The sequence below is a fragment of the Streptomyces sp. CA189 genome, assembly GCF_056428985.1.
In genome coordinates, this window is sequence record NZ_JBWJVM010000027.1 from 37,157 (window position 1) to 63,679 (window position 26,523).

Here is a 26,523-nt window from a genome sequence, read left to right on the forward strand (position 1 = left end):
GGGGGCGGGGGCGGAGCAGGTCCCGGGAGGGGCGGGCGGGCCCGAAAGTAGTTGCGCACCCCCGGTAGAATGACTCCCATGGCAAATCTCCTCGCGGATTAGCGGCGTCGAAGCATCGCGTCCTGCCCCCCTTCCGCCGTCCCGACCCGCCCTGGAGTATTTCCGTGATCACCGCCACCGGCATCGAGCTGCGCGCCGGCGCCCGCATCCTCATCGAGAACGCTTCCTTCCGTGTCGCCAAGGGCGACCGCATCGGCCTCGTGGGCCGCAACGGAGCAGGCAAGACCACCCTCACCAAGTGCCTCGCGGGCGAGGGAACCCCGGCCGGCGGCAGCATCGCCCGCTCGGGCGAGGTCGGCTACCTCCCGCAGGACCCGCGCACCGGCGACCTCGACGTGCTGGCCAGCGACCGGATCCTGTCCGCCCGCGGACTGGACGTCCTGCTCAAGAAGATGCGCATGAACGAGGAGCGCATCTCCTCCGGCTCCGGCGCCACCCGCGAGAAGGCGATGCGCCAGTACGAGCGCCAGGAGACGGAGTTCCTCACCAAGGGCGGGTACGCCGCCGAGTCCGAGGCCGCGACCATCTCCGCCGCTCTCGGCCTGCCCGACCGGGTACTCGGCCAGCCGCTGCACACCCTCTCCGGTGGCCAGCGCCGCCGCGTCGAGCTCGCCCGGATCCTCTTCTCGGACGCCGACACCCTCCTCCTCGACGAGCCGACCAACCACCTCGACGCCGACTCGATCGTGTGGCTGCGCGACTACCTGAAGACCTACCGCGGCGGCTTCATCGTCATCTCCCACGACGTGGACCTGGTCGAGACGGTCGTCAACAAGGTCTTCTACCTGGACGCCAACCGCTCCCAGATCGACGTCTACAACATGGGCTGGAAGCTCTACCAGCAGCAGCGCGAGGCCGACGAGAAGCGCCGCAAGCGCGAGCGCCAGAACGCCGAGAAGAAGGCCGCCGCGCTGAACTCGCAGGCCGACAAGATGCGCGCCAAGGCCACCAAGACCGTCGCCGCCCAGAACATGGCCAAGCGCGCCGACCGCCTGCTGGCGGGCCTCGACGCCGTCCGCGTCTCCGACAAGGTCGCCAAGCTGCGCTTCCCGGACCCGGCGCCCTGCGGCAAGACCCCGCTGACCGCCGAGGGCCTGTCGAAGTCCTACGGCTCGCTGGAGATCTTCACCGACGTGGACCTGGCCATCGACAAGGGCTCCCGCGTGGTCATCCTCGGCCTCAACGGCGCCGGCAAGACCACGCTGCTGCGCCTGCTGTCGGGCACCGAGAAGCCCGACACCGGCACGGTCATCCCCGGTCACGGCCTCAAGCTCGGCTACTACGCCCAGGAGCACGAGACCCTGGACCCGGAGCGCTCGGTCCTGGAGAACATGCGCTCCTCGGCGCCGGACCTGGACCTGGTCTCCGTACGCAAGACGCTCGGCTCGTTCCTCTTCTCCGGCGACGACGTGGACAAGCCCGCGGGCGTCCTGTCCGGTGGTGAGAAGACCCGCCTCGCCCTGGCGACGCTGGTCGTCTCCTCGGCCAACGTGCTGCTGCTCGACGAGCCCACGAACAACCTCGACCCGGCCAGCCGCGAGGAGATCCTGGGAGCCCTGCGCACGTACAAGGGCGCCGTCATCCTCGTCACCCACGACGAGGGCGCGGTCGAGGCGCTGGAGCCGGAGCGGATCATCCTGCTCCCGGACGGCGTCGAGGACCTGTGGGGCCCGGACTACCGGGACCTCGTCGCCCTCGCCTGAGTCGCTTCCGCTTCCGTGATCCAGTTGGTTCTGGATCATTCGGCTCAGACGTGATCCATCATCTGAGTGAGACGGTCTCATACCGTTCCGTGCTCGACGAAGGCCCCGGCCGCATCTCCCAGGAGATGCGGCCGGGGCCTTCCGTTTTTCCACTCCGGCCCCTGACCTGGTGATTCATGCCAGGGGAACGGAAATGTGACGGAGGTCATGCAGCGGAAGAGGAGATTCCGTTCTGCTCGGCCGTCCACGGCTGAAGAAATGCCGCCGTACCGACCTTGCTGAATGGGTGGCCAGGAAGCCGGGGAGGGGTGATCATGAGAAGTCCAGAGCGCACTTCCCATAGAGGAGGCACGGGTGGCCGAAACTCTGAAGAAGGGCAGCCGGGTAACCGGCGCCGCGCGTGACAAGCTCGCGGCAGACCTGAAGAAGCAGTACGACTCCGGTGCGAGTATCCGGGCGCTGGCCGAATCGACTGGCCGGTCCTACGGATTCGTCCATCGGATGCTCAGCGAGTCCGGAGTCACGCTGCGTGGTCGCGGTGGCGCGACGCGCGGCAAGAAGGCGGCTACGGCCTGACCATTTGGTTCCCCTTGGTTCCAACGGTTTTCCGTATTCAGCTTCACGGTTCCAGTTCCACCGTCCTTCGGTGACCCCCGGTCGGCTCCATGGCCGGCCGGGTGGTTACTGTGCAGTCACTTAGGCCGAGATCGCGGCCGAACGACGGCACACCCACCGGAGGCACACAGATGGCTCTGCTCGACAAGGACGGCGTACGGCTCACCGTCGACGACACGGTCGCCACGGTGACACTGACCAATCCGGCCAAACGAAACGCTCAATCCCCCGCGCTCTGGCGGGCGTTGACGGAGGCTGGTAGGTCGTTGCCGGGCACCGTCCGGGTCGTCGTGCTGCGCGGCGAAGGGCAGTCCTTCTCCGCAGGGCTCGACCGGCAGGCGTTCACCCCCGAAGGCTTCGAGGGCGAGCCGTCCTTCCTTGACCTGGCGCGCGGTTCGGAGGAACTGCTCGACTCCACCATCGCCGAGTACCAGGAGGCGTTCACCTGGTGGCGGCGCAACGACATCATTTCCGTCGCCGCCGTTCAGGGGCACGCGATCGGTGCCGGTTTCCAGCTTGCCCTCGCGTGCGATCTGCGCGTCGTCGCGGACGACGTGCAGTTCGCCATGCGCGAGACCGGGCTGGGCCTGGTGCCCGACCTCGGCGGCACCCAGCCGCTGACCTCGACGGTCGGCTATGCCCGCGCGCTCGAAATCTGCGCGACGGGACGCTTCGTCCACGCCGAGGAGGCGGAGCGGATCGGCCTCGCGAACCTGGTCGTGCCGGCGGGTGAGCTCGACGCGGCCGTCCAGGACCTCACCACAGCACTGCTGGCTCCGCCGCGGGATGCGGTGATCGAGACGAAGGCGCTGCTGCGCGGTGCGGTGACCCGCCCGTACGAGGACCAGCGCGTCGCCGAGCGCGCCGCCCAGGCCCGCCGCCTCCGCGACCTGGCAGGGCTCTCGGACTAGCCGCGCGCCGCCGTCGCCGGGGCTGGATACATCCAGCCCCGCCGGCGTTTGAGGCGCGGGGGCTGGGGCGGAGCCCCAGGGGTCCGGGCGCAGCTCGGGGAACGGGCGAAGGGCGGGGAGGGGACTTCGCCCCGCGCAGCGGCTACACCCCGGCGGAGCCGCGTCGGGACGGGCGGCGGCGGGGGTGCCGACATACCGTTGGTCGGGAGCCCGCACGCGCGAAGGGATCAGAGATGACCGAATCCGCCGCCACAGGGAGCACCGCCAAGCCCCCCGCCGACCGCGGGAGAACGACCATCGCCGACGGGGTCGTGGAGAAGATCGCCGGTCTGGCCGCCCGCGAGGTGGTCGGCGTCCACGCCATGGGCAGCGGCAGCGGCCTCTCCCGTACCTTCGGCGCCGTCCGCGACCGCGTCCCCGGCGGGGCCAAATCCACCGTCAGCCGGGGCGTCAAGGCGGAGGTCGGCGAGGTGCAGACCGCCCTCGACCTGGAGATCGTCGTGGATTACGGCGTGTCGATCCGGGACGTCGCCCGGGCCGTCCGTGAGAACGTCGTCTCGGCGGTGGAGCGGATGACCGGCCTCGAGGTCGTCGAGGTCAACATCGCGGTCGGCGACGTCAAGCTGCCGGACGAGGACGACGAGGAGCCGGAGTCCCGACTGCAGTAGAGGAGCCCGCATGAGCATGGCGGTCGTCGGCCTGGTGGCCGGCATGGCACTGGGGTTCGCCGGGTACTTCGGCGGCTTCGGGGCCTTCCTGCTGGTGGCCGCGCTCGGCGCCATCGGCTTCGTCGTGGGCCGGTTCCTCGACGGGGACCTGGAACCGGGGGACTTCTTCCGCCCCCGGGGCCGCCCCGGCGAGCGGGACGGTCGCGACCGGGACCGCGACCGGGACCGGGACCGATGAGCACCCCCCGGCCCACCCCGCCCCGCGTGCCCGCCGCCGAGCGGGGAGCCACCCGGATCGCCGACCGGGTCGTGGCGAAGATCGCCGCCCAGGCCGCCCGGGAGGCGCTGACCCGGCCCGCCCCGGACGCGGCCCCGCCGCACGCCACCGTCACCGTGCACCACGACATCGCCCGCGTACGGGTGGTCCTGGAGCTCCCCTACCCCTCCGACCTCGCCGCCCAGTGCGCGGCCGTACGCCGCCGGGTCGCCCAGCGCGTCGAGGAGTACGCCGAGATGGCCGTACCCGAGGTGGACGTCGACATCGAGCACCTGCGCCCCGCGCGGCCCGCCGCCGGGCGGGACCGGCGGGTGCGGTGAGCGCCCGCTTCCGGTCGCCCCGGCGGTTCCCGGCCGCGGTGGGGGCGTTCGCCGTCCTCGGGGTGGCGGGGCTGTTCCTGTACGACCTGGCGGCGGTACGCGCCCACCGCCCGGGCATGCGCTGGCGCGACGAGCTCTCCCGCGCGCTGGAGCGGCACACCCCGGCCGACCCCGGGGTGCTGATCGGCAGCGCGGTCCTGGCCGCGGCCGGTGCCGCGCTGCTGCTGTACGCCCTGACCCCGGGCCTGCGCGGGATCCTCCCGATGAGCTCGGGGCACCCGGAGTTCCGGGGCGGACTGGAACGCAAGGCCGCCGCGCAGGTGCTGCGCGACCGGGTCATGGAGGTGTCCGGGGTGCGGTCGGTGCGGGTCAGCGTGGGCCGGGCCCGCATCGGGGTCCGGGCGGTGTCCCACTTCCGCGAACTGGACGACGTACGGGCCGATCTGGACGCGGTGCTGGCCGTCGGCGTCGACGAGCTGGGCCTGGCCCACGAGGTGCGGCCGAGGGTACGGGTGACCCGCCGGTGACTCTCGGGACGGTGAACCGGGTCCTGCTCGCGCTGCTCGGGCTGGTCCTGCTGGCGGCGGGGGCCTCGGTGCTGACCGCGTCCGGACCCTTCGAGGGCCGCCACGAACCCCTGCTGGCGCCGCACGGGCGGGGCTGGCCGGCGCCCTGGTGGGCGGTGCTCGCCGCGCTCGCGGTGTGCGTCCTGCTGGCGCTGTGGTGGCTGCTGTCCCAACTGCGCCGGGCCCGGCTCGCGGAGGTGCTCGTGGACACCGGGGACGGGGGGTTCGCGGTGCTGCGCGGGCGGGCGCTGGAGGAGGCCGTCGCGGCCGACGTCCAGGAGGCGGTGGCCGGCGTGGCCCGGTGCCGGGTCATGCTGCGGGGGCGGCGCGGGGCCCCGGCCCTGCGGGTCGCCCTGGAGCTGGAGCCGCACGCGGTGCCGGCCGACGTGCTGGCGGCCCTCGCCGGACCGGTGCTGGGCCGGGCCCGCACCTCGGCGGCGCTCCCGGCGCTCCCGGCGGAGGCCCGCCTCCACGTCACCCCCCGCCGGGCGCGGCGGGTGACGTAGGGACCGCGGTCAGAAGCCGTGCCGGGAGCCGCCGTCCACCGGGAGCATGACGCCGGTCAGGTAGGAAGCCGCCGGGGACAGCAGGAACGCCGCCGAGCGGCCGAACTCCTCCGGGGTGCCGTAACGCCGCAGCGGGATCCGCGACTCGCTGCCGGAGCGGGCGAGGTCCGCGTCCCCGGACAGGGTGTCGAGCTCGCGGACCCGGTCGGTGTCGATGCGGCCGGGCAGCAGGCCGACCACCCGGATGCCGCGTGGACCCAGCTCCACGGACAGGGACTTCGCGAAGCCGGCCAGGCCGGGGCGCAGGCCGTTGGAGATGGTGAGTCCCGGGATCGGCTCGTACACCGAGCCCGACAGGACGAAGCCGATGACCCCGCCGTCGGAGAGCTCGGCGGCGGCCGCCCGCGCGAGGCGGACCGCGCCGAGGAAGACCGACTCGAAGGCCGCCGTCCACTGCTCGTCGGTGTTGTCCGCCGCCGAGCCGGGCGCCGGGCCGCCGACGCTGATGAGGATGCCGTCGAGGCGGCCGAAGTGGTCCCGGGCCGCGGCGACGAGCCGGGAGGCGGCCCCGGGGTCGGAGTTGTCGGCGGCCACGCCGACCGCGTTCGGGCCCAGCGTCTTGGCCGCGGCCTCGGCGCGCCCCGCGTCCCGGCCGGTCAGCACCACCTTGGCGCCGTCGGCGGTCAGTTCGCGGGCGGAGGCGTAGCCGAGGCCCCTGGTGGCGCCGGTGACTACGTAGACACGGTCCTTCAGTCCAAGATCCATGCCCGATACGCTACGCGGTCGCCACCGGCTCCCGCTCGGCGCCGGCGGTCCCGGCGGCGGCCGCCGCCTCGCGGTCGCGCTTCTCGCGCCGTACGAGCACGATCCAGCCCACCGGCACCGCGGAGGCGAACAGCCACCACTGCACGGCGTACGCCATGTGCGCCCCGATCGAGTCGTGGTCGGGCTCGGCGACCGCCTCGGGCTTGTCGTCGGCCGGTACCGGCGCGGTGAGTTCCAGGTAGCCGCCGAGGACGGGCCTGCCCAGGTACTGCGCCTGCCGGGCGCTGTTGATCAGCATCACCTGGCGGTCCGGCAGGCCCTTGCGGTCCTTGATGCCGCTGCCGCCGCTGGTCTCGTCGGCCTTCAGCCGCCCGGTGACCGTGACCTCGCCGGTGGGCGCGGCCGGCACCGGCGGGTAGGCGCGCGGGTCGTCGCCGCCCGCGATCCAGCCCCGGTTGACGAGCACTGCCCGGCCGTCGGCCAGTACCAGCGGGGTGAGGACGTGGAAGCCGACCTTGTCGTCGTTGTCGGTGCGCATGCGGACGACGACCTCGTGCGCGGAGTCGTACGTGCCGGTGGCGGTCACGGCACGCCAGTAGTCGGCGCGCGGGACCACGTGGCCGGGGGAGGTGACCTCGGTCATGGGGACCGGCTTCGCCCGCAGGTTCGCGTCGATCAGCTCGTTCTGCGCGACGCGGTGCTCATGGCGGTGGAACTGCCAGAACCCCAGCTTGATCATCGCGGGGATCAGGGCGAGGCCGATGAGGGTGAGGCACACCCACTGCCGGGTCAGCACAAAGCGGTACACGCCCACGACGGTACCCCCAGCGGCGAGGACCCCGGCGGCCGGGTGGCCGTCCGGGGTCGTGGCGGAGGGGAGAGAGGGGAGGGGGAGGGGGAGGGGGAGGGGGAGGGAGCCGGGGAGGACGGGACGGGGGTCAGACGCGGTCGGTGATGCCCACCTTCCCCTCCGCGCGGGCGCAGTGCCCTCCGCAGAACCACTGTCCCTCGACCTCGACGCCCTGCCCGATGATCTGGACCCGGCAGTGCTCGCAGATGGGCGCCATGCGGTGAATGGCGCAGGAGAAGCAGTCGAAGACGTGCACAGCACCCTGTGCGTGGACTTCGAAGGACATGCCGTAATCGTTCCCGCAGACTTCGCAACGTGCCATGCGCGGCATGCTGCGCAGGGCGGACCGCCGGAACAAGATCCACCGGGGTGAGTCGCCGAGCGTGCACCCGGCCGGCCCAACGGCGGCCCCCGACTTCCCCGGAGTCAGTCCCGCGCCGGAGCCACGTCCCGCAGCAGCTGGGTGAAGGCCGCCTCGTCGACGACGGGGGTGCCGAAGGACTTCGCCTTCACCGTTTTGGAGGTCGAGGAGTCCGGGTCGTTCGTCACGAGCAGGCTCGTGAGCCGGGACAGGCTCGTCGCGATGTGCAGGCCCGCCTCCACGGCGCGGTCCTCCAGCAGCTCCCGGTCCACCGAGGTGTCCCCGGAGAACGCGATCCGCATGCCCTGCTTGAGCGGGGTGCCGTCCGCCCACCGCCCCGGGTTCGGGTACGGGCACGGCGGCCGCTTGCGCGAGGCACGCCAGCTCGAACTCGAGCTCGCACCGTACGAGGCCTGGTACCCGACGCGCGGGGCGGAGGGGGTGTCCGACCACTCCGTCAGCGGCCGGCATTCCAGCAGGGGCAGCCGTACGTTGTCCCGCGCGGCCGCGTGCAGGGACGGACGGAAGGCCTCCGCGAGGACCCGGGCGTCGTCGAGCGCGTGGTGGGCGCGCTGCTGGACCACGCCGAAGTGCGCGGCGAGCGACTCCAGCTTGTGGTTGGGCAGCGGGAGGTTCAGTTCCTTCGACAGGGCGATGGTGCACAGCCGCTGGCGCACCGGAGCGGTGGCCTCGGCCCGCGCGTACTCGCGGGCGATCATCTGCCAGTCGAAGATCGCGTTGTGCGCGACCAGCACCCGGTCGGCGAGCCGGCCCGCGAACTCCTCGGCGATGTCCTTGAAGAGCGGCGCGTCCTGGAGCATGTCGCTGGTCAGGCCGTGGATCCACACGGGTCCGGGGTCCCGGAGCGGGTTGACCAGCGTGTACCAGTGGTCCTCGACGTTGCCCTGAGCGTCGAGCCGGTAGACGGCGGCGGAGATTATCCGGTCGTCGCGAGCGAGCCCGGTGGTCTCCACGTCGACGACCGCGTACCCCTGTGGGTACGCGGTCGGCCACATCGTCTCTGCGGTCGTACGGTCGGCGAGCATGGTCACAGAGGATATCGGCCCGCGCCGACACTCGAAGCCCTACGGACTTTCAGCTCGGCTCAGCCCAGCTCCGCCACGAGGTCCCCGGCCGTCACCCGGGCGAAGGACCCGGGCACTTCGGCGGGGCCGGGAAAGAGCAGCAAGGCCGTCCCCGAACCGCCTTCCGGGGCCGCGCCCGCGTGGGTGAGCGCCAGGAACGCGCGCTTCCCCGCGGCCAGTTCCGCGGCCTCCGCGTCCGCGTCCGGGCGGGGCCGGCGCTCCTCGGGCGGTTCCAGGGCGGCGATCCGGGCGGCGAAGGCGGCCGGTTCCTCGCCGGCCGCGGCCCGGTACAGCCACACCTCGCCGGACGTCGAACTCCCGGTTGCCCGCCGGATCACCGCCACGTCCCGGGTGCGAGCCGCGGCCCGCCACACGGTGAGGTCCCACAGGGTGGTCCGGGCGCCGGAGGCGAAGTGGGCCCACACGTCCGAGGCCGCGGCCGCGACCCGGTCGCCGCGCGGGGCGACGCTCTCGAAGGCGTCCGACGGCGGCAGGCGCAGGTCCGCCCACAACGCCCGCCGGGCGGCCAGGTCCACGACGAGCGGCACCCGGGCCCGCGTCGCGGGGCCGGTCAGGTCGAAGCGCCGGCCGGCCGTGCGCGGATCGTCCGGGACCGCGGGCGGACCGTCCGAGGGCCGGGCCGTGAACCCGGTGAACGCCTGGGCCAGCTCCTCGAAGGGCACGGCGCTGTAGCCGGACACCAGCGGGACCGCGTACGCGTCCCCGCGCCCGGCGAGCCCCGCCAGGTCCAGGTCGACGTACTCCGTCTGTCCGTCCCGTTCTGCTAGCGGTGCCCAGCCGTGGCCGCCGTCGTGCACGGCGCCGGTCCCGGGCCTCCCGTACACCGGCCGGTCGCGGTCGCACAGGCCGGTGAACTTCCAGTCGGCGTCGAAGAAGGCCACCGCCAGGTCCAGGTGCGCCGGCTGGTTCCGGGGCTCGGTCCAGTGCAGGAACAGCCGCAGCGCCCCGCCCTCGGGCAGCGCCAGGACGCTGCCCCGGGGCGTCGCGCCCGCAGACCCCGAGCGGGCCTGCTCCCCGGAGGGCACGGGCAGTTCCGCCAGCCCGGAGTCCAGGACGGCCAGCTCGTACGGGTCGTCCTTGGCCCGAGCGAACCGGCGCAGCACCTCCGCCGCCAGCAGGGCCGTGGCCTCCGCGACGAGCGGGCCCGCAAGCGGCGGGCGGTCCTCGGTCACGGACCGGGTGTGCCCGGCCGGGCCCTTGGGGAAGAACACCCGCCGCGAGCCGGTCCGGTCCGCGGTGCGCCCGCGCAGGGCCCCGAGGGCGGCCAGCAGCGGGCCCGCGCCGACGGCGGGGAGCCCGTGGGCCAGTTCCCGGGCCAGCTCCGGGACCAGGCGGTCGCCGGTGTGCAGGCGCAGCAGGTGGTCGAGGCGCAGGACGAGTTCCTCGGGGCGCTCGGAGGCCGCCGCGACGGCGGCCCCGGGGTCCGCCCCGGCCAGGGCCTGCTCCAGCCGCCCGGACCGGGTCACGGGCCGGACCCGGTTCCCCACCACGCGGACGGCGTCCGGATGTGCGGCGGCGCTCTCCCGCAGGGCCGCGCCCAGGGCGCCGGACAGGACGGTGCCCCGCAGCACGGCGAAGGCCAGGGCGGCCCGGGGGTGGCGGGCGTGCCCTTCGAAGGGGTGCAGGGTCTCGGCGGCCCGCTTCCAGGCCGTCGGATGCCGCAGCAGGTCCTCGACGAGGAGGGCGGTGGGCAGCGCGTCGAGTACGCCGAGCAGTGCGCGGCGCAGCGGCCGGGCAGGTGAGCGGAACCCGGACGGCGGCGGCGCGAGCAGCCCCGGATCCCCGTCGGACAGCGCGGCAAGGACCCGCAGCACGTCGGTGGCGCCGGTCAACCGCCTGGCGAGCAGCGGCCGTACGGCGTCCGGGGCGGCGCCCGGGAGCAGCCGGGCCAGGACCAGCGCGAGGGTCTGCGGTACGGGGATCCGCGCGGGCAGCCAGTCGAGCCCGGCCGGGGCCAGCCCGAACAGCGGCGGCAGGTCGGCGCGGTCCTCGGGGGACAGCGGGGCCGGCCGGGCGAGCAGCCGGGCCAGCACCCGGGCGGCGTCGGCCGCGCGGTCGGTGCCGAGCCGCAGCGGCCGGAGCGGGCCGGGCGGGATCCCGCTCCGGTCGCCGCCGGGCGCGCGGTGCTCCGTAGGCGCGGGGTCCTCCGCCGCGAGGGAGAGGAAGGGCCCGGCCGGGTCGGCGGGGCGCCGGCAGACGGGGCAGCCGGTGTGGTCGGCGCCGTCCCAGCAGGGTCCGCAGACGAGATGGGCGCACGGGGCGAGGGGACGCACCGGACGGGTCTCGGCGCAGAGCGCGCACGGCCGGGCGGGGTCCCGGCGCAGCAGGGCGAGGACGCGGTCGGTGTACCAGCGCTCGGTGTCGTGCGGGATGGAGAAGGGGAAGCGGCGGAAGGCCGGACGGTGCCCCCGGTCGGCGTCCGCGAGCCCGTCGGCCAGCGCCAGCAGGCGCGACCGCTCCTCGGCGAGGTCGGTCGGGGCGAGGACGGCCAGGGCGGCGTAGAGCTCCCGGCTCATGGTGTGGCCGCGCTCCAGGAGCTCTCCCTCCAGCGGGCGGACCCCCTCGGTGCCGGGCGAAGCGGCGGCCGACGGCCGGTCGACGTAGACGGTCCGGAGCCGGCGCAGCATGAGCTCGTCGGTGGATCGGGTGACGGGCACGGTCGTGATTTCCCTCCGCGAACGAGAAAACGGGGGCGGAGAGAGGGCGCGCGGACTTTCCGTGAAAGGGAGAGGATGCACGCCGGGGAGCCGCCCCCGTGGAGCAGATCCCACCACGGGCGGCCGCGCGGCGGCAAACCGGTTACCCGGCCGGTGGCGCCAGCAAGGCCTGCACCAAGGCCCTCAGGGAGAGTTGGAACAGTCGTTCAGGATTCACCGGCCGCGCCAGCGCGCGGGCCAGCGGCGGGTCGTGCGGGGCGTCGGCCGGGTCCCAGAGCTCGCTCTCGGCGGGGGACTGGGCGGGGGAGCGTTCGCGATTGCGCTCGACCAGGACGAAGCCGATGATCTGGAACTGGATCACGCGCACCGCGTCCGCGGCTCGGGTCCCGCGCAGGCCGGCCGCGTGCACCTCGTGCACCAGGGCCTGCTGGGCGGGCAGGAACATCCGGTCGGTGAGGCCGCGCTCGTGGACCATCGCGATCAGGTGCGGGCGCTCGCGCAGCTCGCGGCGCAGGATCCGGGCGACCGAGAGGATCCGCTCGCCGGGGTTGCGGCCGACCGGCCGGATGGCGCCCACCTCCTCCACGGTCCGCTCCACGAGGGCGTCGAGCAGCGATTCGCGGTTGCCGACGTGCCAGTAGATCGAGGTCACCGCGGTGCCCAGCTCGGCGGCGAGCTTGCGCATGGTCAGGGCGGCCGGTCCGTGCTGTTTGACCAGGGACGCGGCGGCGTCCAGCACCTCCGCGCGGGTCAGCGTGGTTCTGGCCATCGTGTCCGTCCCAACTTTCTGTCGATCCGTCAGATCGGTTACGTGCAAGGGTCTTTACCCTTCATCGGTGTCGGTGTAACTGTGTTACAGAACCGACTGCGTCAGAACCCGACTGCGTTAGAACCCGACTGCGTCAGAACCGACTACGTCCTAGACGAAGGATGGTGCGACAGATGGCACGCGTACGGTACGGAGCGCGCACCGAGGCCGAGATCGCCGCTTCGCGCGAGAAGAGTTCCAAGCTCCCCGACATCTGGTCCACCGGTGTGGTGGCCGTCTGGGAGACCGACCCGGACGTGGTGGCGGCGGTCCTCCCGCCGCCGCTGAAGCCCACGGAGCGGCCCCTGGTGCGGGCCAACATCAGCAAGGTGGACCTGCCCGGCTACCCGCTCGGCGCCGGCTCGGTGGCCGTTGCCGCCCAGCACGACGGGGTCGAGGGCTGGTACCCGCTGGTCATGCCGATGAGCATGGAGCGCGCCCTGATCGGAGGCCGCGAGGTCTTCGGCGAACCGAAGAAGCTCGGCGAGATCACCGTGGAGCGCGAGGGCCTGGTCGTCCGGGCCTCCCTCGCCCGGCACGGCATCGCCTTCGTGGAGGTGCGCGGGGCGGTGGACCGCGAGCTGCCGCTGCCCGAGCCCACCGTGAAGACCGACTTCTACTTCAAGTTCCTCCCCGCCGTCGACGGTTCGGGCTTCGACGCCGATCCGGTGCTGGTGCACTGCACCCGCAACGAGAAGGTCCGCAAGCTGGAGCACGTCACCGGCGACGTGGTGCTCCGCGAGTCGATGTTCGACCCCGTCGCCGACCTCCCCGTACGCCGCCTCGTCGAACTCACCATCGGCGAGAAGACCACGGACCAGAAGGGCCGGGTCGTCGAGCGGGTCAGCGCCCAGGCCCTGCTCCCGTACATCCACCAGCGCTACGACGACCCGATGCAGATCCTCGACGGACCGCCCGAGGGGAGCGTCTGATGCGGCTCGAACCGGGACAGGTGGCCGTGGTCACCGGAGCCGCCAGTGGCATCGGCCTCGCCATGGCCCGCCGCTTCGCCGCCGAGGGGCTGAAGGTGGTCCTCGCCGACGTGGAGGAGGGCGCCCTGCGCAAGGCCGCCGACGAACTCGCCGCCGACGGCGCCGAGGTGCTCGCCAAGATCGTCGACGTCAGCGACCGCGACTCCGTGATCTCCCTCGCGGACGCCGCGTACGAGACCTTCGGCGCCGTGCACGTGCTCTGCAACAACGCCGGCGTCGGCTCCGGAGCCGAGGGCCGCATGTGGGAGCACGAGCCCAACGACTGGAAATGGGCCTTCTCCGTCAACGTCTGGGGCGTCTTCCACGGCATCCAGGCCTTCGTCCCCCGCATGATCGCGGCAGGCGGCCCCGGCCACATCGTCAACACCTCCTCCGGCGACGGCGGCATCGCCCCGCTGCCCACCGCCTCCGTGTACGCGGTCACCAAGGCGGCCGTGGTCACCATGACCGAGTCGCTCTACGCCCACCTCAAGGCGGAGGGCGCGGCCATCGGCGCCTCCGTGCTCTTCCCCGGACCGCACATGCTGCGCACCGGCCTGTGGGAGTCGCACCGCAACCGGCCCGACCGGTACGCCAAGGAGCGCCCGCGCAAGTCCCCGTACCGCAGCCTCGACCAGTACGAGGCCGCCATGAAGCAGGCCGGCCACGAGGTGAACTTCACCCCGGTCGAGGACGTCGCGGACCACGTCGTGGACGGCATCCGCGCCGACCGCTTCTGGATGCTGCCCGACAGCGAGCACAGCGACCGGCAGATCCGCGCCCGGTCGCAGTCGATGCTCGACCGCGCCAACCCCGCCTACCTGGAAAGCTTCATCCTCGACTGAGGAGCCTCAATCGTGAGTGCGTACGAAGACCCGTACCTGATCATCTCCTCCGACTGCCACGCGGGGCTGCCCACCGAGCAGTACCGCCCCTACCTGGACAGCGCCTTCCACCCGCAGTTCGACGAGTTCCTCGGCGAGCGCGACGCCCGCCGCGCCGAGGCCACCAAGCTCGGCGTGCGCAACGAGGCCTTCGCCGAGAAGTGGTTCCACGACCACGAGGAAGGCCTCAAGGGCGGCTGGGACGTCACCCAGCGGCTGAAGGAACTCGACGGCGACGGCGTGGCCGCCGAAGTCGTCTTCCCCGACGCCGACGCGGTGGACAGCCAGACCGCCGCCCCCTTCGGTGTGGGCCTCGGCCTCTCCGGCGACCAGGACCCCGAGCTCGGCATGGCCGGGGCCCAGGCGCACAACCGGTGGCTCGCCGAGTTCGTCTCGGAGAACCCCGAGCGGCACTGCGGGGTGGCCCTGCTGCCCATCACCGGCGATCCGGACAAGGTCGTCGCCGAGATATACCGCGCCAAGGCATCCGGGCTCGGCGCCCTGATGATCCCGGCCATGTGGGTGGACAAGGCCCCTTACCACGACCGCCGTTACGACCCGGTGTGGGCGGCGGCGGCCGAGACGCAGATGCCGATCGTCACCCACTCGGGGTCCTCGCCGCGCCACGAGTACGGGGACCACCTGGGCATCTTCGTCTCCGAGGTCACCTGGTGGCCGGCCCGCCCGCTGTGGTTCCTGCTCTGGTCCGGGGTCTTCGAGCGGCACCCGGGGCTGAAGTTCGGCGTCGCCGAGTCGGGCTGCTGGTGGCTGCCGAACCAGCTCTGGTTCATGGACCGGCTCTACCTCGGCGCGCACGGCGGCAAGAAGCTCTCGCCGTTCGAGGAGCTGAAGCGGCCGCCGAGCGAGTACCTGGACCGGCAGGTGTTCATCTGCGCCACCAACACCAAGCGGCGCGAGCTGGCGCAGCGCTACGAGATCGGCGTGGACAACATCCTGTGGGGCTCGGACTTCCCGCACCCCGAGGGGACCTGGCCGAACACCCGGAACTGGCTGAAGAACACCTTCCACGACATCCCCGTCGAGGAGACCCGCCGGATGCTGGGCCTGGCCGCGGCGGAGGTCTTCGGCTTCGACACCGAGAAGCTGGCGCCGATCGCCCGCCGCATCGGCCCCACCCCCGCCGAGCTCGGGCAGAGCGCGGACCAGGCGGCCGTCGAAGCCTCCTGGGCGCGCTCGCGCGACGTGGGCCGGCACTGGCTGACCGACAACGACTTCCCGGTCCTGGGGGTGAACCCGTGACCGAAGCACCCGACCGCTACACGGTCATCTCCGCCGACTGCCACGCGGGCGCCGACCTGCTGGACTACAAGCCGTACCTGGAGAAGCGCCACCACGAGGAGTTCGACGCCTGGGCCGCGACCTACGTCAACCCGTACGAGGACCTCCTCGCGGACACGGCCGACCGCAACTGGAACTCGCAGCGGCGCCTCGCCGAGCTCGAAGCCGACGGGATCGTCGCGGAGGTGCTCTTCCCGAACACCATCCCGCCGTTCTTCCCCAAGGCCTCCCTGATGGCCCAGCCCCCGACGGCGGCCGAGTACGAGATGCGCTGGGCCGGGCTCCAGGCGCACAACCGGTGGCTGGCGGACTTCTGCGCGGACGCGCCGGGCCGCCGGGCGGGCGTGGTCCAGATCCTGCTGAACGACGTGGACGCGGCGGTCGAGGAGATCCGCCGCACCCGCAACGCGGGCCTGACCGGCGGCATCCTGCTGCCCGGCGTCCCGCCCGGATCCACGGTTCCCGAGCTCTACTCGCAGGTGTACGACCCGATCTGGGCCGTCTGCGACGAGCTGGACGTCCCGGTCAACCACCACGGCGGCTCCGCCTCGCCGCCGCTGGGCGACGAGCCGGCGGCGCGGGCCGTCTTCATGGTGGAGACCACCTGGTTCTCCCACCGGGCCCTGTGGCACCTCATCTTCGGCGGGGCCTTCCGCCGCAACCCCGGGCTGAAACTGGTCCTGACGGAGCAGGGCTCCGGCTGGATCCCGGGCGTGATCGAGATGCTCGACTACTACCACGGCCGCCTGGTGGCGGCCTCCGCCACCGCCGAGGCCAAGTTCGGGGCGGGGCTCGCGGAGTCCATGGGCAAGGGACCGGGCGAGGTCTGGCGGGACAACTGCTTCGTGGGGGCGAGCTTCATGCGCCCCCACGAGGTCCCGCTGCGGGACCGGATCGGCCTCGACAAGATCATGTGGGGCAGCGACTACCCCCACGACGAGGGCACCACGCCGTACTCCCGCGAGGGCCTGCGCATCGCCTACGCGGGCCTGCCCCGCGAGGAGGTCGCCGCCATGGTCGGCGGCAACGCCGCCCGGGTGTACGGCTTCGACCTCGCCCTCCTCGACGCGGTGGCCGCCAAGCACGGCCCCCTCGTCTCGGAGGTCGCGCAGCCCCTGACGGAGGTCCCGGCGGGCGCCACCAGCCCGGCCTTCGCCCGCGGGGGCTCGGTCCGGGTCTGGTGACGGGGAGCGCGCGAACGCCCCGTAGCCACGCGGCCGCCTGACCCGGCGGCCCCGGTGCTCGGGGCGGTCCCGCCGGCGCGGCTCAGTCCCTGCGGACGAGCCGCTCCGGCGGGATCAGCTCCGCCCCGGTGACGTGCGTGCCCTGGCGCAGCTCGATCACCAGGTCCTCCAAAGGGGCGAGCGGCGACAGGTCCACGGTCCCCAGGCATTCGCTCAGCACCAGTCGGCGCAGCGCCGGGAACTCGCGCAGCGCCTCCAGGGTCCCCTCCAGCGCGCACCGGATCAGCACGAGCCGGCCGAGGCGTTCGTACGGCAGGAGGGCCCCGGCCGAGAGGGGCGCGGCGTGCCGGATCTGCAGCCCGGTCAGTCCCCTGAGCGGCAGCGAGCGCACCAGCTGCCGGTACTGGCCGCTCCCGGCGACCGTCAGCTTCTCCACCCGCGGCCAGCGCTCGATCCCGTCGAGCGTCATCCGGCGGGCGCCCTGCCACAGGTGCAGCGCGGTCAGCGAGTCCGCGGCGGGGACGTCCCCGATCCGCCGCTGCTCCGGCTCGAAACCGATGACCAGCGAGCGCAGGCCGGCCGCCCCCGCCAGCGGGGCCAGCGAGAGGTCGTCCCGCAGGTAGCCGAAGGCGAGGCTCTCCGCCCGCAGTTCGGACACCACCTCTATGCCGGTGACCTTCGGGCAGTCCAGCACGCCCAGGTGCCGCAGCGCCGTCCGCCCGGCCAGCGGGGACAGGTCGGCCAGCCGCGCGTTGCGGTGCAGGATCAGCGACTCCAGGTCCCGCCGCCCGGAGATCTCCCGCGGTACCGGACCGTCCCAGGTGACGTGCAGACGGTGGACGTGCGGCAGCCGGTCCAGGGCCCGCAGCTGCCCGGCGGTGCGCACGTGCAGGTGGGCCGCGCGCATGGGGGCGTCCGCGAGCACCGTGTCCACGTAGGCGTCCACGGGGAACCGCCCCCAGGCGTCGGACAGTTCGCGGCCCACCGCGTAGCGGTCGTCGGTCCGGAAGCCCGCGATCACCTGGAGGGCCCGGTCGCCGCCGACCAGCGCCGCGGTACGGATCGTCGCGGCGGCCTCGTCCTCGGTGAGCCCGGCCGGCTCCGGCAGCAGCTCCAGGACCAGCTCGCCCGCCTTGGCCAGCTCCCCGGCCTGGCTCGGGGAACGCGGCGGCAGCAGCCGGGCGGTACGGGCCTCCACCTCGCGCCAGACCTCCGGGTCCAGCTCCGGCGCGTGCTCCAGACAGGCGGCCGCGAGCAGCACCAGGCGGCTGCGGTCGGCTTCGACCTGGTCGGCGCGGTGCAGCAACTGCCGCAGCAGGTAGGCGCGCTCGTCGGGCCGGGCGTGCCCCACCGCCATCCGGACCACGTTGTCCCAGGTGTCCTCGTGGGCGCTCCGCACCAGGACGCCGAAGTCCCGCGCCTCCACGGCCGCCTTGGCGCCGAGGTAGTCCTGGAAGGTGCGGTGGACGAACAGCACCGAGCCGGGTACCGGCTCCCGGAGCAGCCCGCTGCGGATCAGCAGGTGCCGGAACACCGTCTGCGCGCTGCCCTGCGCCTTGACCTGCGGCATGGCGTCGAGCGATTCGGCGATCATCCCGATCGCCTCCTCGGCGGAGGCCTCCACCCGCCCGTTGCGGATCAGCCAGTACGCGAGGCGCTGGAGCAGCAGGGTCTGCTCGTCCCTGCTGAGGTAGACGCCCTCGACCCCGGAGATGTCCCGCTCGCTGTCGCGGCGGATCAGGAGCATGTCCAGCGCCGCGTCGTAGAGCTCCTTGCGGGCCCGGGGCAGGTGCATCCGGCGGTCCCGGTTCAGGGCGCAGAGCAGGGCGCACATCAGGGGGTTCGTCGCGAGCCGGCCCAGGTCCCGGCGGGTGCCCACGGCTTGCAGCAGCGCCTTCTCGTACCGGTCGAGCAGCTCGCGTTCCCGCTCCCGGCCGGCTCCCTCGCCGTCCGCCTCCGCGCGGGCGGAGTCGTGCCAGTGCGTGATGAAGGCGCCGACGTCGTCGCGTTCCATCGGCAGCAGGGCGAGCGAGGAGAAGCCCTGGGCGGTGAGCCAGTCCTCCGGTACGGCCGACGGGCGGGTGGTGACCACGAAGCGGGCCGCCGGGTACGCGGCGAGCAGCTCCCGGAGCCAGGACTCGGTCCGGCTGCGCAGGCGCGGCGGCACCTCGTCGACCCCGTCGACCAGCACCAGCGCCCGCCCGGCGGCGAGGAGCTGCTCGACCCAGCCCTCCGGGGCCGTCAGCGGGACCCCGGTCGCGGTCAGCCAGTCCCCGGGCCGGGGGAGCCCGGCGGGGGAGTTGAAGGAGCGCAGCGGCAGGACGAAGGGGACGAGGGTGTTCCAGTCGCGTAACTGGGGCCCGAAGCTGCTGCGGGCGGCGTTCAGCGCGAGCCACTGGACGAGGGTGCTCTTGCCCGAGCCGGCCGGTCCGCGCAGCAGAACCCGCTCCGCGGCGTTCAGGGCCACCTCGGCCTTGACCGGGGTCTGCAGGCCGGGCTCTTCGAGGAGCTGCGCGCCGCTGACGGCGAGGCTGATGTAGGCGAGGTCCAGGGGCCAGTCCTGGCGGTCCTGGCTGAAGGTCAGCCCGAACAGCTGGACCCGCGCCTGGGCCCGGGCCACGAAGTGCACGTACTCCTCCTCGAACCGCGCCGCCCGTTCGGCCGCGCCGTCGTCGGCCGCGCTCCCGCCGCCGGTCCCGCCGCCGCTCCCGCTCGTGCCGCCGGCCGCGCTCCCGCCGCCGGTCCCGCCCGCCGCGCGGCACAGGGCGAACAGGCCCCGGTAGGCGTCCGCCGCCGCCGGGCTCAGGGAGGTGTCCGGCGGGGGCGCCGCCGCGGGCCCCGGGTCGGGGTCCGCCGCGAAGAGGGCCCGGGCCTCCCGCACGCCCAGCGCGGCGAACACCTCGCCGACGGCGGCCACCGCCGCCGGCCGCTCGGACTCCGTGAGTTCCGTGAGCTCCGCGACCGCCCCGGTCAGCCGGTCCGCCAGCTCGCGCGCGAGGCGCCGTACCGCCGGGTCGCCCGGCTTCGCCGGCCTGAGCCGGCGCGCCGGCCCCGGCCGGGACCTCGCCAGCGCCACCGCCACCGCCTCGGCCGTCGCCAAGACCGCCGCCCTTAAGGCCGCCGTCCCGAAACCCGCCCCTGAGTCCGCCATCCCCATGCCCTCCCCCTGCCCGGACGCCCTCATCCGGAAGCATCTCGTGAACCGTCGGTAACACCGATGGATACCGATCGGTAACAACCACTAGCCGAGCCCCCGAACCCGCCTCTATGGTGCGGACATGCCGAACCTGCCCGATGTCGTGCTGTGGTCCATACCCGCCTTCGTCCTGCTCACCGTGATCGAGCTCGTGAGCTACCGCATCCATCCCGACGAGGACGCCGCCGGGTACGAGACCAAGGACGCTGTCACCAGCCTCGGCATGGGGATCGGCAGCCTCGGCTTCGACTTCCTCTGGAAGATCCCGATCGTCGCGATCTACACCGCGGTCTACGAGCTCACCCCGCTGCGCGTCCCCGTCCTGTGGTGGACCATCCCGCTGATGCTGCTTGCCCAGGACTTCCTCTACTACTGGCAGCACCGCGGCCACCACGTCATCCGGATCCTGTGGGCCTGCCACGTCGTCCACCACAGCAGCCGCAAGTTCAACCTCACCACCGCCCTGCGCCAGCCCTGGACCAGCGCCACCTCCTGGCCCTTCTACCTCCCGATGATCGCGCTGGGCGTGCACCCGGCCGCCATCGCCTTCTGCTACTCGGTCAACCTCGTCTACCAGTTCTGGATCCACACCGAGCGCATCGACAAGCTGCCCCGGCCGATCGAGTACGTCTTCAACTCCCCCTCCCACCACCGCGTCCACCACGCCTCCCAAGGCGGCTACCTGGACCGGAACTTCGGCGGCATCCTGATCGTCTGGGACCGGATGTTCGGCTCCTGGGTCGGTGAGACCGACAAGCCCGTCTTCGGCCTCACCAAGAACATCGGCACCTACAACCCGCTGCGCGTCGCCACCCACGAGTACGCCTCCATCGCCCGGGACGTACGCGGGGCCGCCACCTGGCGCGAGCGCGCCGGACGCGTGTTCCGCGGCCCCGGCTGGCAGCCGGAGCAGCTCGAGCAGCCCGCGCAGGCAGCCCCGGCCCAGACGTCCGCTCCCGCCCCGGAGCACGCCGCGTGAGCGCCGCCGGATCCACCGAGCGCGCGGGGTCCCGTACGCCGTCCTGGGCGCGCCCCGCCGTCCCCCCGGGCTCCGGCTCCGCCACCAGGGCGCTGCTCGTGGCCTTCGCCGCCGCCACCGCCCTGGACCTCGGATCCCTGCTGGCGGACTGGCACACCGGGCACCTCGTCGCCAAGCCGCTGCTGATGCCGCTGCTCGTCGCCTACGTCATCACCCTGCGCGCCCCCCGGCTGCTGATCGCGGCCCTGCTGTTCGGCTGGGGCGGGGACCTGGCGCTGCTCTTCGACGCCGACATCGCCTTCCTGATCGGCATGGGCTCCTTCGCCGCCGGGCACGTCTGCTACCTCACGCTTTTCGCCAGCCACGGCCTCTTCGGCCGCCGCCGGACGAGCCCCCTGCTCGGGGCCGCGTACGCCGCCGCGCTCCTGTCCACCGTCACGCTGCTCTGGGGCGACCTGCCCGCGGAACTGCGGATCCCGGTCGCCGGGTACAGCCTGCTGCTCACCGCCATGGCCTACCGGTCCAGCGCCCTGGGGCGGCGGGCCGGGCTCGGCGGGGCGCTGTTCCTGCTCTCCGACACGCTCATCGCCACCGGGGTCGCCGAGTGGCCGCAGCTGCCCCGCCCGGACTTCTGGGTCATGGCCACCTACGTGGCGGCCCAGTACCTGCTGGCCACGGGGACACTCGCGCAGGAGCGGGCGTACGGTAGGGAGGCCCTACAGGGCTCAACCACTTCCTAGCCGGAGGACTGCACCACCATGCGCGCCACCGTCATCCACGCCCCGCACGACATCCGCGTGGAGGAGGTGCCCGACGCTGCGATCCAGCGCCCCGAGGACGCCGTCGTCCGCGTCCTGCGCTCCTGCATCTGCGGCAGCGACCTGTGGGCCTATCGCGGCGAGGCCAAGCGCCAGCCGGGCCAGCGGATCGGCCACGAGTTCCTCGGCGTCGTCGAGGAGACCGGCTCCGCCGTGTCGGGCCTGCGCGCCGGAGACCTCGTCGTCGCCCCCTTCATGTGGTCCGACGGCACCTGCGACTACTGCTCCGAGGGCCTCTACACCTCCTGCGAACACGGCGGCTTCTGGGGCTCGGTCGGCCACGACGGCGGCCAGGGCGAGGCCGTCCGGGTCCCGCACGCCGACGGCACGCTGGTGAAGCTGCCCGCCGACGCCGTCTCCGACGACCACCTGCTGACCGCGCTGCTCGCGCTCTCCGACGTCATGGGGACCGGCCACCACGCCGCGCTCGGCGCGGGGGTCCGCAAGGGCTCCACGGTCGCCGTCGTCGGTGACGGCGCGGTCGGCCTGTGCGGGGTCCTCGCGGCCAAGCGCCTGGGCGCCGACCGGATCATCGCACTGGGCCGGCACGCCGTCCGTACGGACATCGCCAAGCTCTTCGGGGCCACCGACGTGGTCGCCGAGCGCGGCGAGGCCGCCGAGGCCGCCGTGCGCGAGCTCACCGGCGGCCAGGGCGCCCACTCGGTCATCGAGGCGGTCGGCACCGAGATGTCCATGCGCACCGCCGTGAACATCGCCCGCGACGGCGGGGCCATCGGCTACGTCGGCGTCCCGCACGGCAGCGGCACCGGCCTCGACCTGGGTGTCATGTTCGACCGCAACCTCACCCTGCGCGGCGGGGTCGCGCCGGTCCGCGCGTACATCCCCGAGCTGCTCGCGGACGTGCTCAGCGGGGCGATCGACCCGTCTCCCGTCTTCGACCGGGCCGTCACCCTCGACGAGGTTCCGGACGGCTACCGGGCGATGGACGACCGCAGCGCGCTCAAGGTCCTGATCAAGCCCTGACCGCCGGAAAACGGGGAAGGGCCGGGCGGGATGTTCCCCGCCCGGCCCTTCCGCGATTCAGCGGATTCAGCCGGATTACTTGACGGCCTTCAGCGCGTCGACCACGCCGTAGCCGTAGTAGCCCGTCTGGCCCCAGCCGCTCTCGCAGGTGGTGGCGTCGATCAGGGTGCCCGCAGAGTTGAAGATCTGCGACGGGCAGTCCGTCTTGGTGGCCTGGCCCTTGAGCATCGCCTGGATCATCGCGGGCGTGGCATAGGGGTGGGCGCTCTTGAGGAGCGCCGCGACGCCGGCGACGTGCGGGGCGGCCATCGAGGTGCCCTGCTTGTAGCCGTAGCCGCCGCCCAGGACCGTCGACAGCACGCGGCCGTTGGCGTCCGGGGTGGCCGGGACCTGCCACTTGTCGCCGCCGGGGGCGGCGACGTCCACGACTCCGAGGCCGTAGCTGGAGTAGTACGAGCGCAGGCCCTTGTCACCGGTCGCCGACACCGTGACCACGCCCGGGAGCTGGGTGGGCAGGTCGAGGCAGACGCTCGGGTCGATGGTGCGCGGCACCGGGGTGGTGTCGTTCGGGCTGGTGTCGTCGAGGATCGAGTCGCCGGCCAGGTCGTGGTTGGAGTTGCCGGCCGAGGCCACGTGCAGCGTGCCCTTGCGCTCGGCGTACTTGGTGGCGCGACCGATGGCCTCCACCAGCGCCTTCTGGTCGTCGTCCGCCTTGCAGTTGTAGAGCCAGGGGTCGACGTAGTAGCTGTTGTTGGTCACCTCGATCCCCTTCTCGGCGGCGAACATGAAGCCGCAGACGACCGCCTCGGTGTAGAAGAGGCTGGTGCCGGGCTCGCTCACCTTGATGCCGGCGACCTTGACGCCCGGCGCGACACCGCTGATGCCGAGGCCGTTGCGCGGGGCCGCGATGGTGCCGGCCACGTGCGTGCCGTGGTCGCTGCCGTCCACGTACGGACGCCAGGCGCCCTCGCTGGTGTCCGCGACGCCGCCGACGCAGTTGGCCGACTGCTCCTTGGAGAAGTTCGGCGCGATGTCGGGGTGAGTGTCGTCGACACCCGTGTCGATGACGCCCACAGTGACGTTCTGGCTGCCATCGTTGATCTTGTGAGCCTGATCGGCCTTGATCGTCCGCAGGTCCCACTGGTTGGACTCCAGCGGCTCCTGACCCTCCTGGGCCGCCGCTGCCGCCTTGGCGGCGTCCGCCGCGCTCAGCTGCTGCGTCGCGCCCTCGTCGGTGGTCTGCACCGGAGAGAGGGGGGCCGTACGGGTGGCGCCGACCGAGTCGAACAGACCGCGGTTGGCACGCAGCTGCTTGGCGAAGTCCGGGTTCTGCGAGTGCGCGACGACGACCCCGATCTGCTCATAGGCCGTCACCACCGTTCCACCGGCCCGCTCGATGGCCTTCTTCGCAGCCTTCACCGTGGCATAGGTCTTCAGGTTCGCCACGTACGACAGCTTCGGCCCGGTCGTCTCGGCCGCAGAAGTCGTAGCCGCGTCCGCCGAGCCGCTCAGCGGTGCGGCTGAGGCCGCGACCGAGGGCAGGAAGGCGAGCGAGGCGGTGAGCGCCAGGCCGACCGGTATGGCGAGGGCACGCCGGCGGCCGGATCCCAGATGAGCCATGGGTTCTCCAGATCATCCTTGAAAAAGCCGTCCGGGCGCGGTCGCGACGGACGGGTTCATGACAGGCGAACTTAGCGTTTCTGTTCCCCTCGGCGCCATTAGTTCGAGGAATCAGTTCCCAAAGAAACAAACAGGTGTTGAACCACCCCGACGCGCCGGACGTGCCGTTGACAGGGGGGATCGGCACCACCGTCCCCCCACGGAGGTTGTTTTGTCCGTCATCCCCACCGCACCCGCGTCACAAGGAGCGTCCCCCGTGACCACCGAAGCAGCGCCGCCCCCGGGCAGCGCGGGAACGCCGCCGGCGAGCCCCGCGGCCGAAGAGTTCGTACGTGTCCAGCAGAGCGAGGAGTTCGCCGAACTGCGCCGCTCCCACCGCTCCTTCGCCTTCCCGCTCACCGTGGCGTTCATCGCCTGGTACCTGCTCTACGTCCTGCTCTCCAACTACGCGGGCGGCTTCATGGGGACGAAGCTCTTCGGCAACATCAACGTCGCCCTCGTCCTGGGCCTCGGCCAGTTCGCGACGACCTTCCTCATCGCCTGGCTGTACTCGCGCCACGCGGCGGCCCAGCTCGACCCCAAGGCCTCGGCCATCAAGGCAAGGATGGAGGCCGGCGAATGAGCGCCCCCCTGTACGTGGCCGTCGCCGGGGCGGCCACGGCGGGTACGACCACCGCCGCCGGCGCCTCCGAGCACCGCCCGCTGATCATCACCCTGTTCGGCCTGTTCGTCGTCGCCACCCTGGCCATCACGGTCTGGGCCGGACGCCAGACCAAGGACGCCGCCGACTTCTACGCGGGCGGCCGCCAGTTCACCGGGTTCCAGAACGGCCTGGCCATCTCCGGCGACTACATGTCCGCCGCGTCCTTCCTCGGCATCGCCGGAGCCATCGCGCTCTTCGGCTACGACGGCTTCCTCTACTCGATCGGCTTCCTCGTCGCCTGGCTCGTGGCCCTGCTCCTGGTCGCCGAGCCGCTGCGCAACTCCGGCCGCTACACGATGGGCGACGTGCTCGCGTACCGGATGCGCCAGCGCCCCGTACGCACCGCCGCCGGCACCTCCACCATCGTGGTCTCGATCTTCTACCTGCTCGCCCAGATGGCCGGCGCCGGCGTGCTCGTCTCGCTGCTCCTCGGCATCACCAGCGACTTCGGCAAGGTCGTGATCGTCTCGCTGGTCGGCATCCTGATGATCCTCTACGTCACCATCGGCGGGATGAAGGGCACCACCTGGGTCCAGATGATCAAGGCCGTGCTGCTGATCGCGGGCACGCTGCTGATCACCTTCCTGGTGCTGCTCAAGTTCAACTTCAACGTCTCGGACCTGCTGGGCCAGGCCGCCGACAACAGCGGCCAGGGAGTGAAGTTCCTGGAGCCCGGCCTGAAGTACGGCAAGGACTCGCTCTCGAAGCTGGACTTCCTCTCGCTGGGCCTCGCCCTGGTCCTGGGCACCGCCGGCCTGCCGCACATCCTGATCCGCTTCTACACGGTCCCCACGGCCAAGGCCGCCCGCAAGTCCGTGAACTGGGCCATCGGCATCATCGGCGCCTTCTACCTGATGACGATCGTCCTCGGCTTCGGCGCCGCGGCCCTGCTCAAGCGGGCCGACATCATCGCCTCGAACAAGGCCGGTACCACCGCGGCCCCGCTGCTCGCCCAGGAGATCGGCGGCGGTCCGGGCTCCACCGGCGGCGCGGTCCTGCTCGCCGTGATCTCGGCGGTGGCCTTCGCCACGATCCTCGCGGTCGTCGCGGGCCTGACCCTGGCCTCCTCCTCGTCCTTCGCCCACGACCTCTACGTGAACGTGATCCGCAAGGGCAAGGCCACCGAGAAGGAAGAGGTACGGGCGGCCCGCTGGTCGACCGTGGTCATCGGGGCCGTGGCCATCGGCCTCGGCGCCCTGGCCCGCGACCTCAACGTGGCCGGCCTCGTGGCGCTGGCCTTCGCGGTCGCGGCCTCCGCCAACCTGCCGACGATCCTCTACAGCCTCTTCTGGAAGCGCTTCACCACCCAGGGCGCCCTGTGGTCCATCTACGGCGGCCTGGTCTCCTCGGTCGTCCTGGTGCTCTTCTCCCCGGTCGTCTCCGGCAAGCCCACCTCGATGTTCAAGGGCGCCGACTTCTACTGGTTCCCCCTGGAGAACCCCGGCATCGTCTCCATCCCGCTCGGCTTCCTGCTGGGATGGCTGGGAACCGTCCTCTCCAAGGAGAAGGCCGACCCGCAGAAGTTCGCCGAGCTGGAAGTCCGGTCGCTCACCGGCACCGGCGCGCACTGACACGCTGCGTCGCAGCGAGACCCTCCGAACACCCAGCGTGGCCATGTCGTATGTCCCTACGACATGGCCACGTCGCGTCTAGTCCATTCGGGCACCCCTACATGTCACAGGTGTCGCGTAGGCTCGTTGATAGCGCTAGCA

25 protein-coding genes are annotated in these 26,523 nt (G+C 72.7%); 17 read left to right on the forward strand and 8 right to left on the reverse strand.

Translation table 11 applies throughout. The annotated features are described in order from the left end of the window. Positions 1-164 precede the first annotated feature (164 nt). From AC061S_RS20980 to AC061S_RS21015, 8 genes are all read left to right on the forward strand, one after another. Complete coding sequence (locus tag AC061S_RS20980) at positions 165-1,763, forward strand: ABC-F family ATP-binding cassette domain-containing protein (protein ID WP_266909769.1); 1,599 nt, start codon at positions 165-167, stop codon at positions 1,761-1,763. A 354-nt stretch (positions 1,764-2,117) separates the two neighbouring features. After that, positions 2,118-2,339 (forward strand): helix-turn-helix domain-containing protein, encoded by a 222-nt coding sequence (locus tag AC061S_RS20985; RefSeq protein ID WP_204357858.1) that lies wholly within the window; start codon positions 2,118-2,120, stop codon positions 2,337-2,339. A gap of 170 nt (positions 2,340-2,509) precedes the next feature. Beyond that, complete coding sequence (locus AC061S_RS20990) at positions 2,510-3,289, forward strand: enoyl-CoA hydratase/isomerase family protein (RefSeq protein WP_478687482.1); 780 nt, start codon at positions 2,510-2,512, stop codon at positions 3,287-3,289. A 233-nt stretch (positions 3,290-3,522) separates the two neighbouring features. Beyond that, positions 3,523-3,957: an Asp23/Gls24 family envelope stress response protein gene (locus AC061S_RS20995; protein WP_478687483.1), complete on the forward strand. Its 435-nt coding sequence runs from the start codon at positions 3,523-3,525 to the stop codon at positions 3,955-3,957. Positions 3,958-3,967: 10 nt separating this feature from the next. Then, positions 3,968-4,195, forward strand: coding sequence for a hypothetical protein (locus tag AC061S_RS21000; RefSeq protein WP_478687484.1), 228 nt, complete (start codon positions 3,968-3,970; stop codon positions 4,193-4,195). After that, positions 4,192-4,554 (forward strand): Asp23/Gls24 family envelope stress response protein, encoded by a 363-nt coding sequence (locus tag AC061S_RS21005; protein WP_478687485.1) that lies wholly within the window; start codon positions 4,192-4,194, stop codon positions 4,552-4,554. Before AC061S_RS21000 ends, AC061S_RS21005 begins: the two co-directional genes overlap by 4 nt. Beyond that, positions 4,551-5,081, forward strand: a complete 531-nt coding sequence (locus AC061S_RS21010) for a DUF6286 domain-containing protein (RefSeq protein WP_478687486.1) — start codon at positions 4,551-4,553, stop codon at positions 5,079-5,081. The genes AC061S_RS21005 and AC061S_RS21010 overlap by 4 nt, the downstream gene beginning before the upstream one ends. After that, a complete protein-coding gene (locus AC061S_RS21015) occupies positions 5,078-5,626 on the forward strand; it encodes an alkaline shock response membrane anchor protein AmaP (RefSeq protein ID WP_478687487.1) in 549 nt (182 codons plus the stop codon). Before AC061S_RS21010 ends, AC061S_RS21015 begins: the two co-directional genes overlap by 4 nt. A gap of 9 nt (positions 5,627-5,635) precedes the next feature. On the opposite strand, the gene AC061S_RS21020 is transcribed toward AC061S_RS21015, so the two are convergent. From AC061S_RS21020 to AC061S_RS21045, 6 genes are all read right to left on the reverse strand, one after another. Next, positions 5,636-6,391 carry an SDR family oxidoreductase gene (locus AC061S_RS21020; RefSeq protein WP_478687488.1) on the reverse strand — a complete coding sequence of 252 codons (756 nt, stop codon included), beginning with the start codon at positions 6,389-6,391 and terminating at the stop codon, positions 5,636-5,638. Between the two features lie 10 nt (positions 6,392-6,401). Next, on the reverse strand, positions 6,402-7,199 hold the full coding sequence (locus AC061S_RS21025) for an SURF1 family cytochrome oxidase biogenesis protein (RefSeq protein ID WP_478687489.1): 798 nt from the start codon (positions 7,197-7,199) through the stop codon (positions 6,402-6,404). Positions 7,200-7,329: 130 nt separating this feature from the next. Continuing rightward, entirely contained in the window at positions 7,330-7,563 is a 234-nt protein-coding gene (locus tag AC061S_RS21030) for a hypothetical protein (protein ID WP_112453882.1), read from the reverse strand. A 104-nt stretch (positions 7,564-7,667) separates the two neighbouring features. Then, a complete protein-coding gene (locus tag AC061S_RS21035) occupies positions 7,668-8,648 on the reverse strand; it encodes a DEDDh family exonuclease (RefSeq protein WP_478687490.1) in 981 nt (326 codons plus the stop codon). A gap of 59 nt (positions 8,649-8,707) precedes the next feature. Continuing rightward, positions 8,708-11,365, reverse strand: a complete 2,658-nt coding sequence (locus AC061S_RS21040) for an MXAN_6230/SCO0854 family RING domain-containing protein (protein ID WP_478687491.1) — start codon at positions 11,363-11,365, stop codon at positions 8,708-8,710. Between the two features lie 142 nt (positions 11,366-11,507). Then, complete coding sequence (locus AC061S_RS21045; protein WP_478687492.1) at positions 11,508-12,134, reverse strand: TetR/AcrR family transcriptional regulator; 627 nt, start codon at positions 12,132-12,134, stop codon at positions 11,508-11,510. Positions 12,135-12,307: 173 nt separating this feature from the next. Here AC061S_RS21045 and AC061S_RS21050 point away from each other — a divergent pair, with 173 nt between their 5' ends. Genes AC061S_RS21050 through AC061S_RS21065 form a run of 4 tightly spaced genes read left to right on the forward strand, consistent with a single transcriptional unit; the run spans position 12,308 to position 16,511 of the window. Next, positions 12,308-13,105, forward strand: a complete 798-nt coding sequence (locus AC061S_RS21050) for an acetoacetate decarboxylase family protein (RefSeq protein ID WP_478687493.1) — start codon at positions 12,308-12,310, stop codon at positions 13,103-13,105. Next, positions 13,105-13,989, forward strand: coding sequence for an SDR family NAD(P)-dependent oxidoreductase (locus tag AC061S_RS21055; RefSeq protein ID WP_274552546.1), 885 nt, complete (start codon positions 13,105-13,107; stop codon positions 13,987-13,989). Before AC061S_RS21050 ends, AC061S_RS21055 begins: the two co-directional genes overlap by 1 nt. A gap of 12 nt (positions 13,990-14,001) precedes the next feature. Next, on the forward strand, positions 14,002-15,288 hold the full coding sequence (locus tag AC061S_RS21060; protein WP_478687494.1) for an amidohydrolase family protein: 1,287 nt from the start codon (positions 14,002-14,004) through the stop codon (positions 15,286-15,288). Beyond that, positions 15,285-16,511: an amidohydrolase family protein gene (locus AC061S_RS21065; RefSeq protein WP_478687495.1), complete on the forward strand. Its 1,227-nt coding sequence runs from the start codon at positions 15,285-15,287 to the stop codon at positions 16,509-16,511. Before AC061S_RS21060 ends, AC061S_RS21065 begins: the two co-directional genes overlap by 4 nt. An 82-nt stretch (positions 16,512-16,593) precedes the next feature. Here the strand turns inward: AC061S_RS21065 and AC061S_RS21070 are convergent, their stop codons facing one another. Next, positions 16,594-19,611, reverse strand: coding sequence for an NACHT domain-containing protein (locus tag AC061S_RS21070; protein ID WP_478687496.1), 3,018 nt, complete (start codon positions 19,609-19,611; stop codon positions 16,594-16,596). Positions 19,612-19,789: 178 nt separating this feature from the next. Between AC061S_RS21070 and AC061S_RS21075 the strand changes: the two genes are divergently transcribed. From AC061S_RS21075 to AC061S_RS21085, 3 genes are read left to right on the forward strand one after another with little or no spacing between them, the layout of a single operon-like run. Next, positions 19,790-20,686: a sterol desaturase family protein gene (locus tag AC061S_RS21075; RefSeq protein WP_478687497.1), complete on the forward strand. Its 897-nt coding sequence runs from the start codon at positions 19,790-19,792 to the stop codon at positions 20,684-20,686. Further along, the gene (locus tag AC061S_RS21080; protein WP_478687498.1) at positions 20,683-21,426 is read left to right on the forward strand and encodes a lysoplasmalogenase; all 744 of its coding nucleotides are present in this window, start codon (positions 20,683-20,685) and stop codon (positions 21,424-21,426) included. The genes AC061S_RS21075 and AC061S_RS21080 overlap by 4 nt, the downstream gene beginning before the upstream one ends. Positions 21,427-21,444: 18 nt before the next feature. Further along, positions 21,445-22,488, forward strand: coding sequence for a zinc-dependent alcohol dehydrogenase family protein (locus tag AC061S_RS21085; RefSeq protein ID WP_478687499.1), 1,044 nt, complete (start codon positions 21,445-21,447; stop codon positions 22,486-22,488). A gap of 75 nt (positions 22,489-22,563) precedes the next feature. Here AC061S_RS21085 and AC061S_RS21090 read toward each other — a convergent pair whose 3' ends face one another. Then, the gene (locus AC061S_RS21090; protein ID WP_478687500.1) at positions 22,564-24,108 is read right to left on the reverse strand and encodes a S8 family serine peptidase; all 1,545 of its coding nucleotides are present in this window, start codon (positions 24,106-24,108) and stop codon (positions 22,564-22,566) included. A gap of 256 nt (positions 24,109-24,364) precedes the next feature. Between AC061S_RS21090 and AC061S_RS21095 the strand changes: the two genes are divergently transcribed. Together AC061S_RS21095 and AC061S_RS21100 are read left to right on the forward strand one after the other, a co-directional pair. Further along, positions 24,365-24,730 (forward strand): DUF485 domain-containing protein, encoded by a 366-nt coding sequence (locus tag AC061S_RS21095; RefSeq protein ID WP_478687501.1) that lies wholly within the window; start codon positions 24,365-24,367, stop codon positions 24,728-24,730. Next, positions 24,727-26,382 carry a solute symporter family protein gene (locus AC061S_RS21100; RefSeq protein ID WP_478687502.1) on the forward strand — a complete coding sequence of 552 codons (1,656 nt, stop codon included), beginning with the start codon at positions 24,727-24,729 and terminating at the stop codon, positions 26,380-26,382. Before AC061S_RS21095 ends, AC061S_RS21100 begins: the two co-directional genes overlap by 4 nt. Positions 26,383-26,523 lie beyond the last annotated feature (141 nt).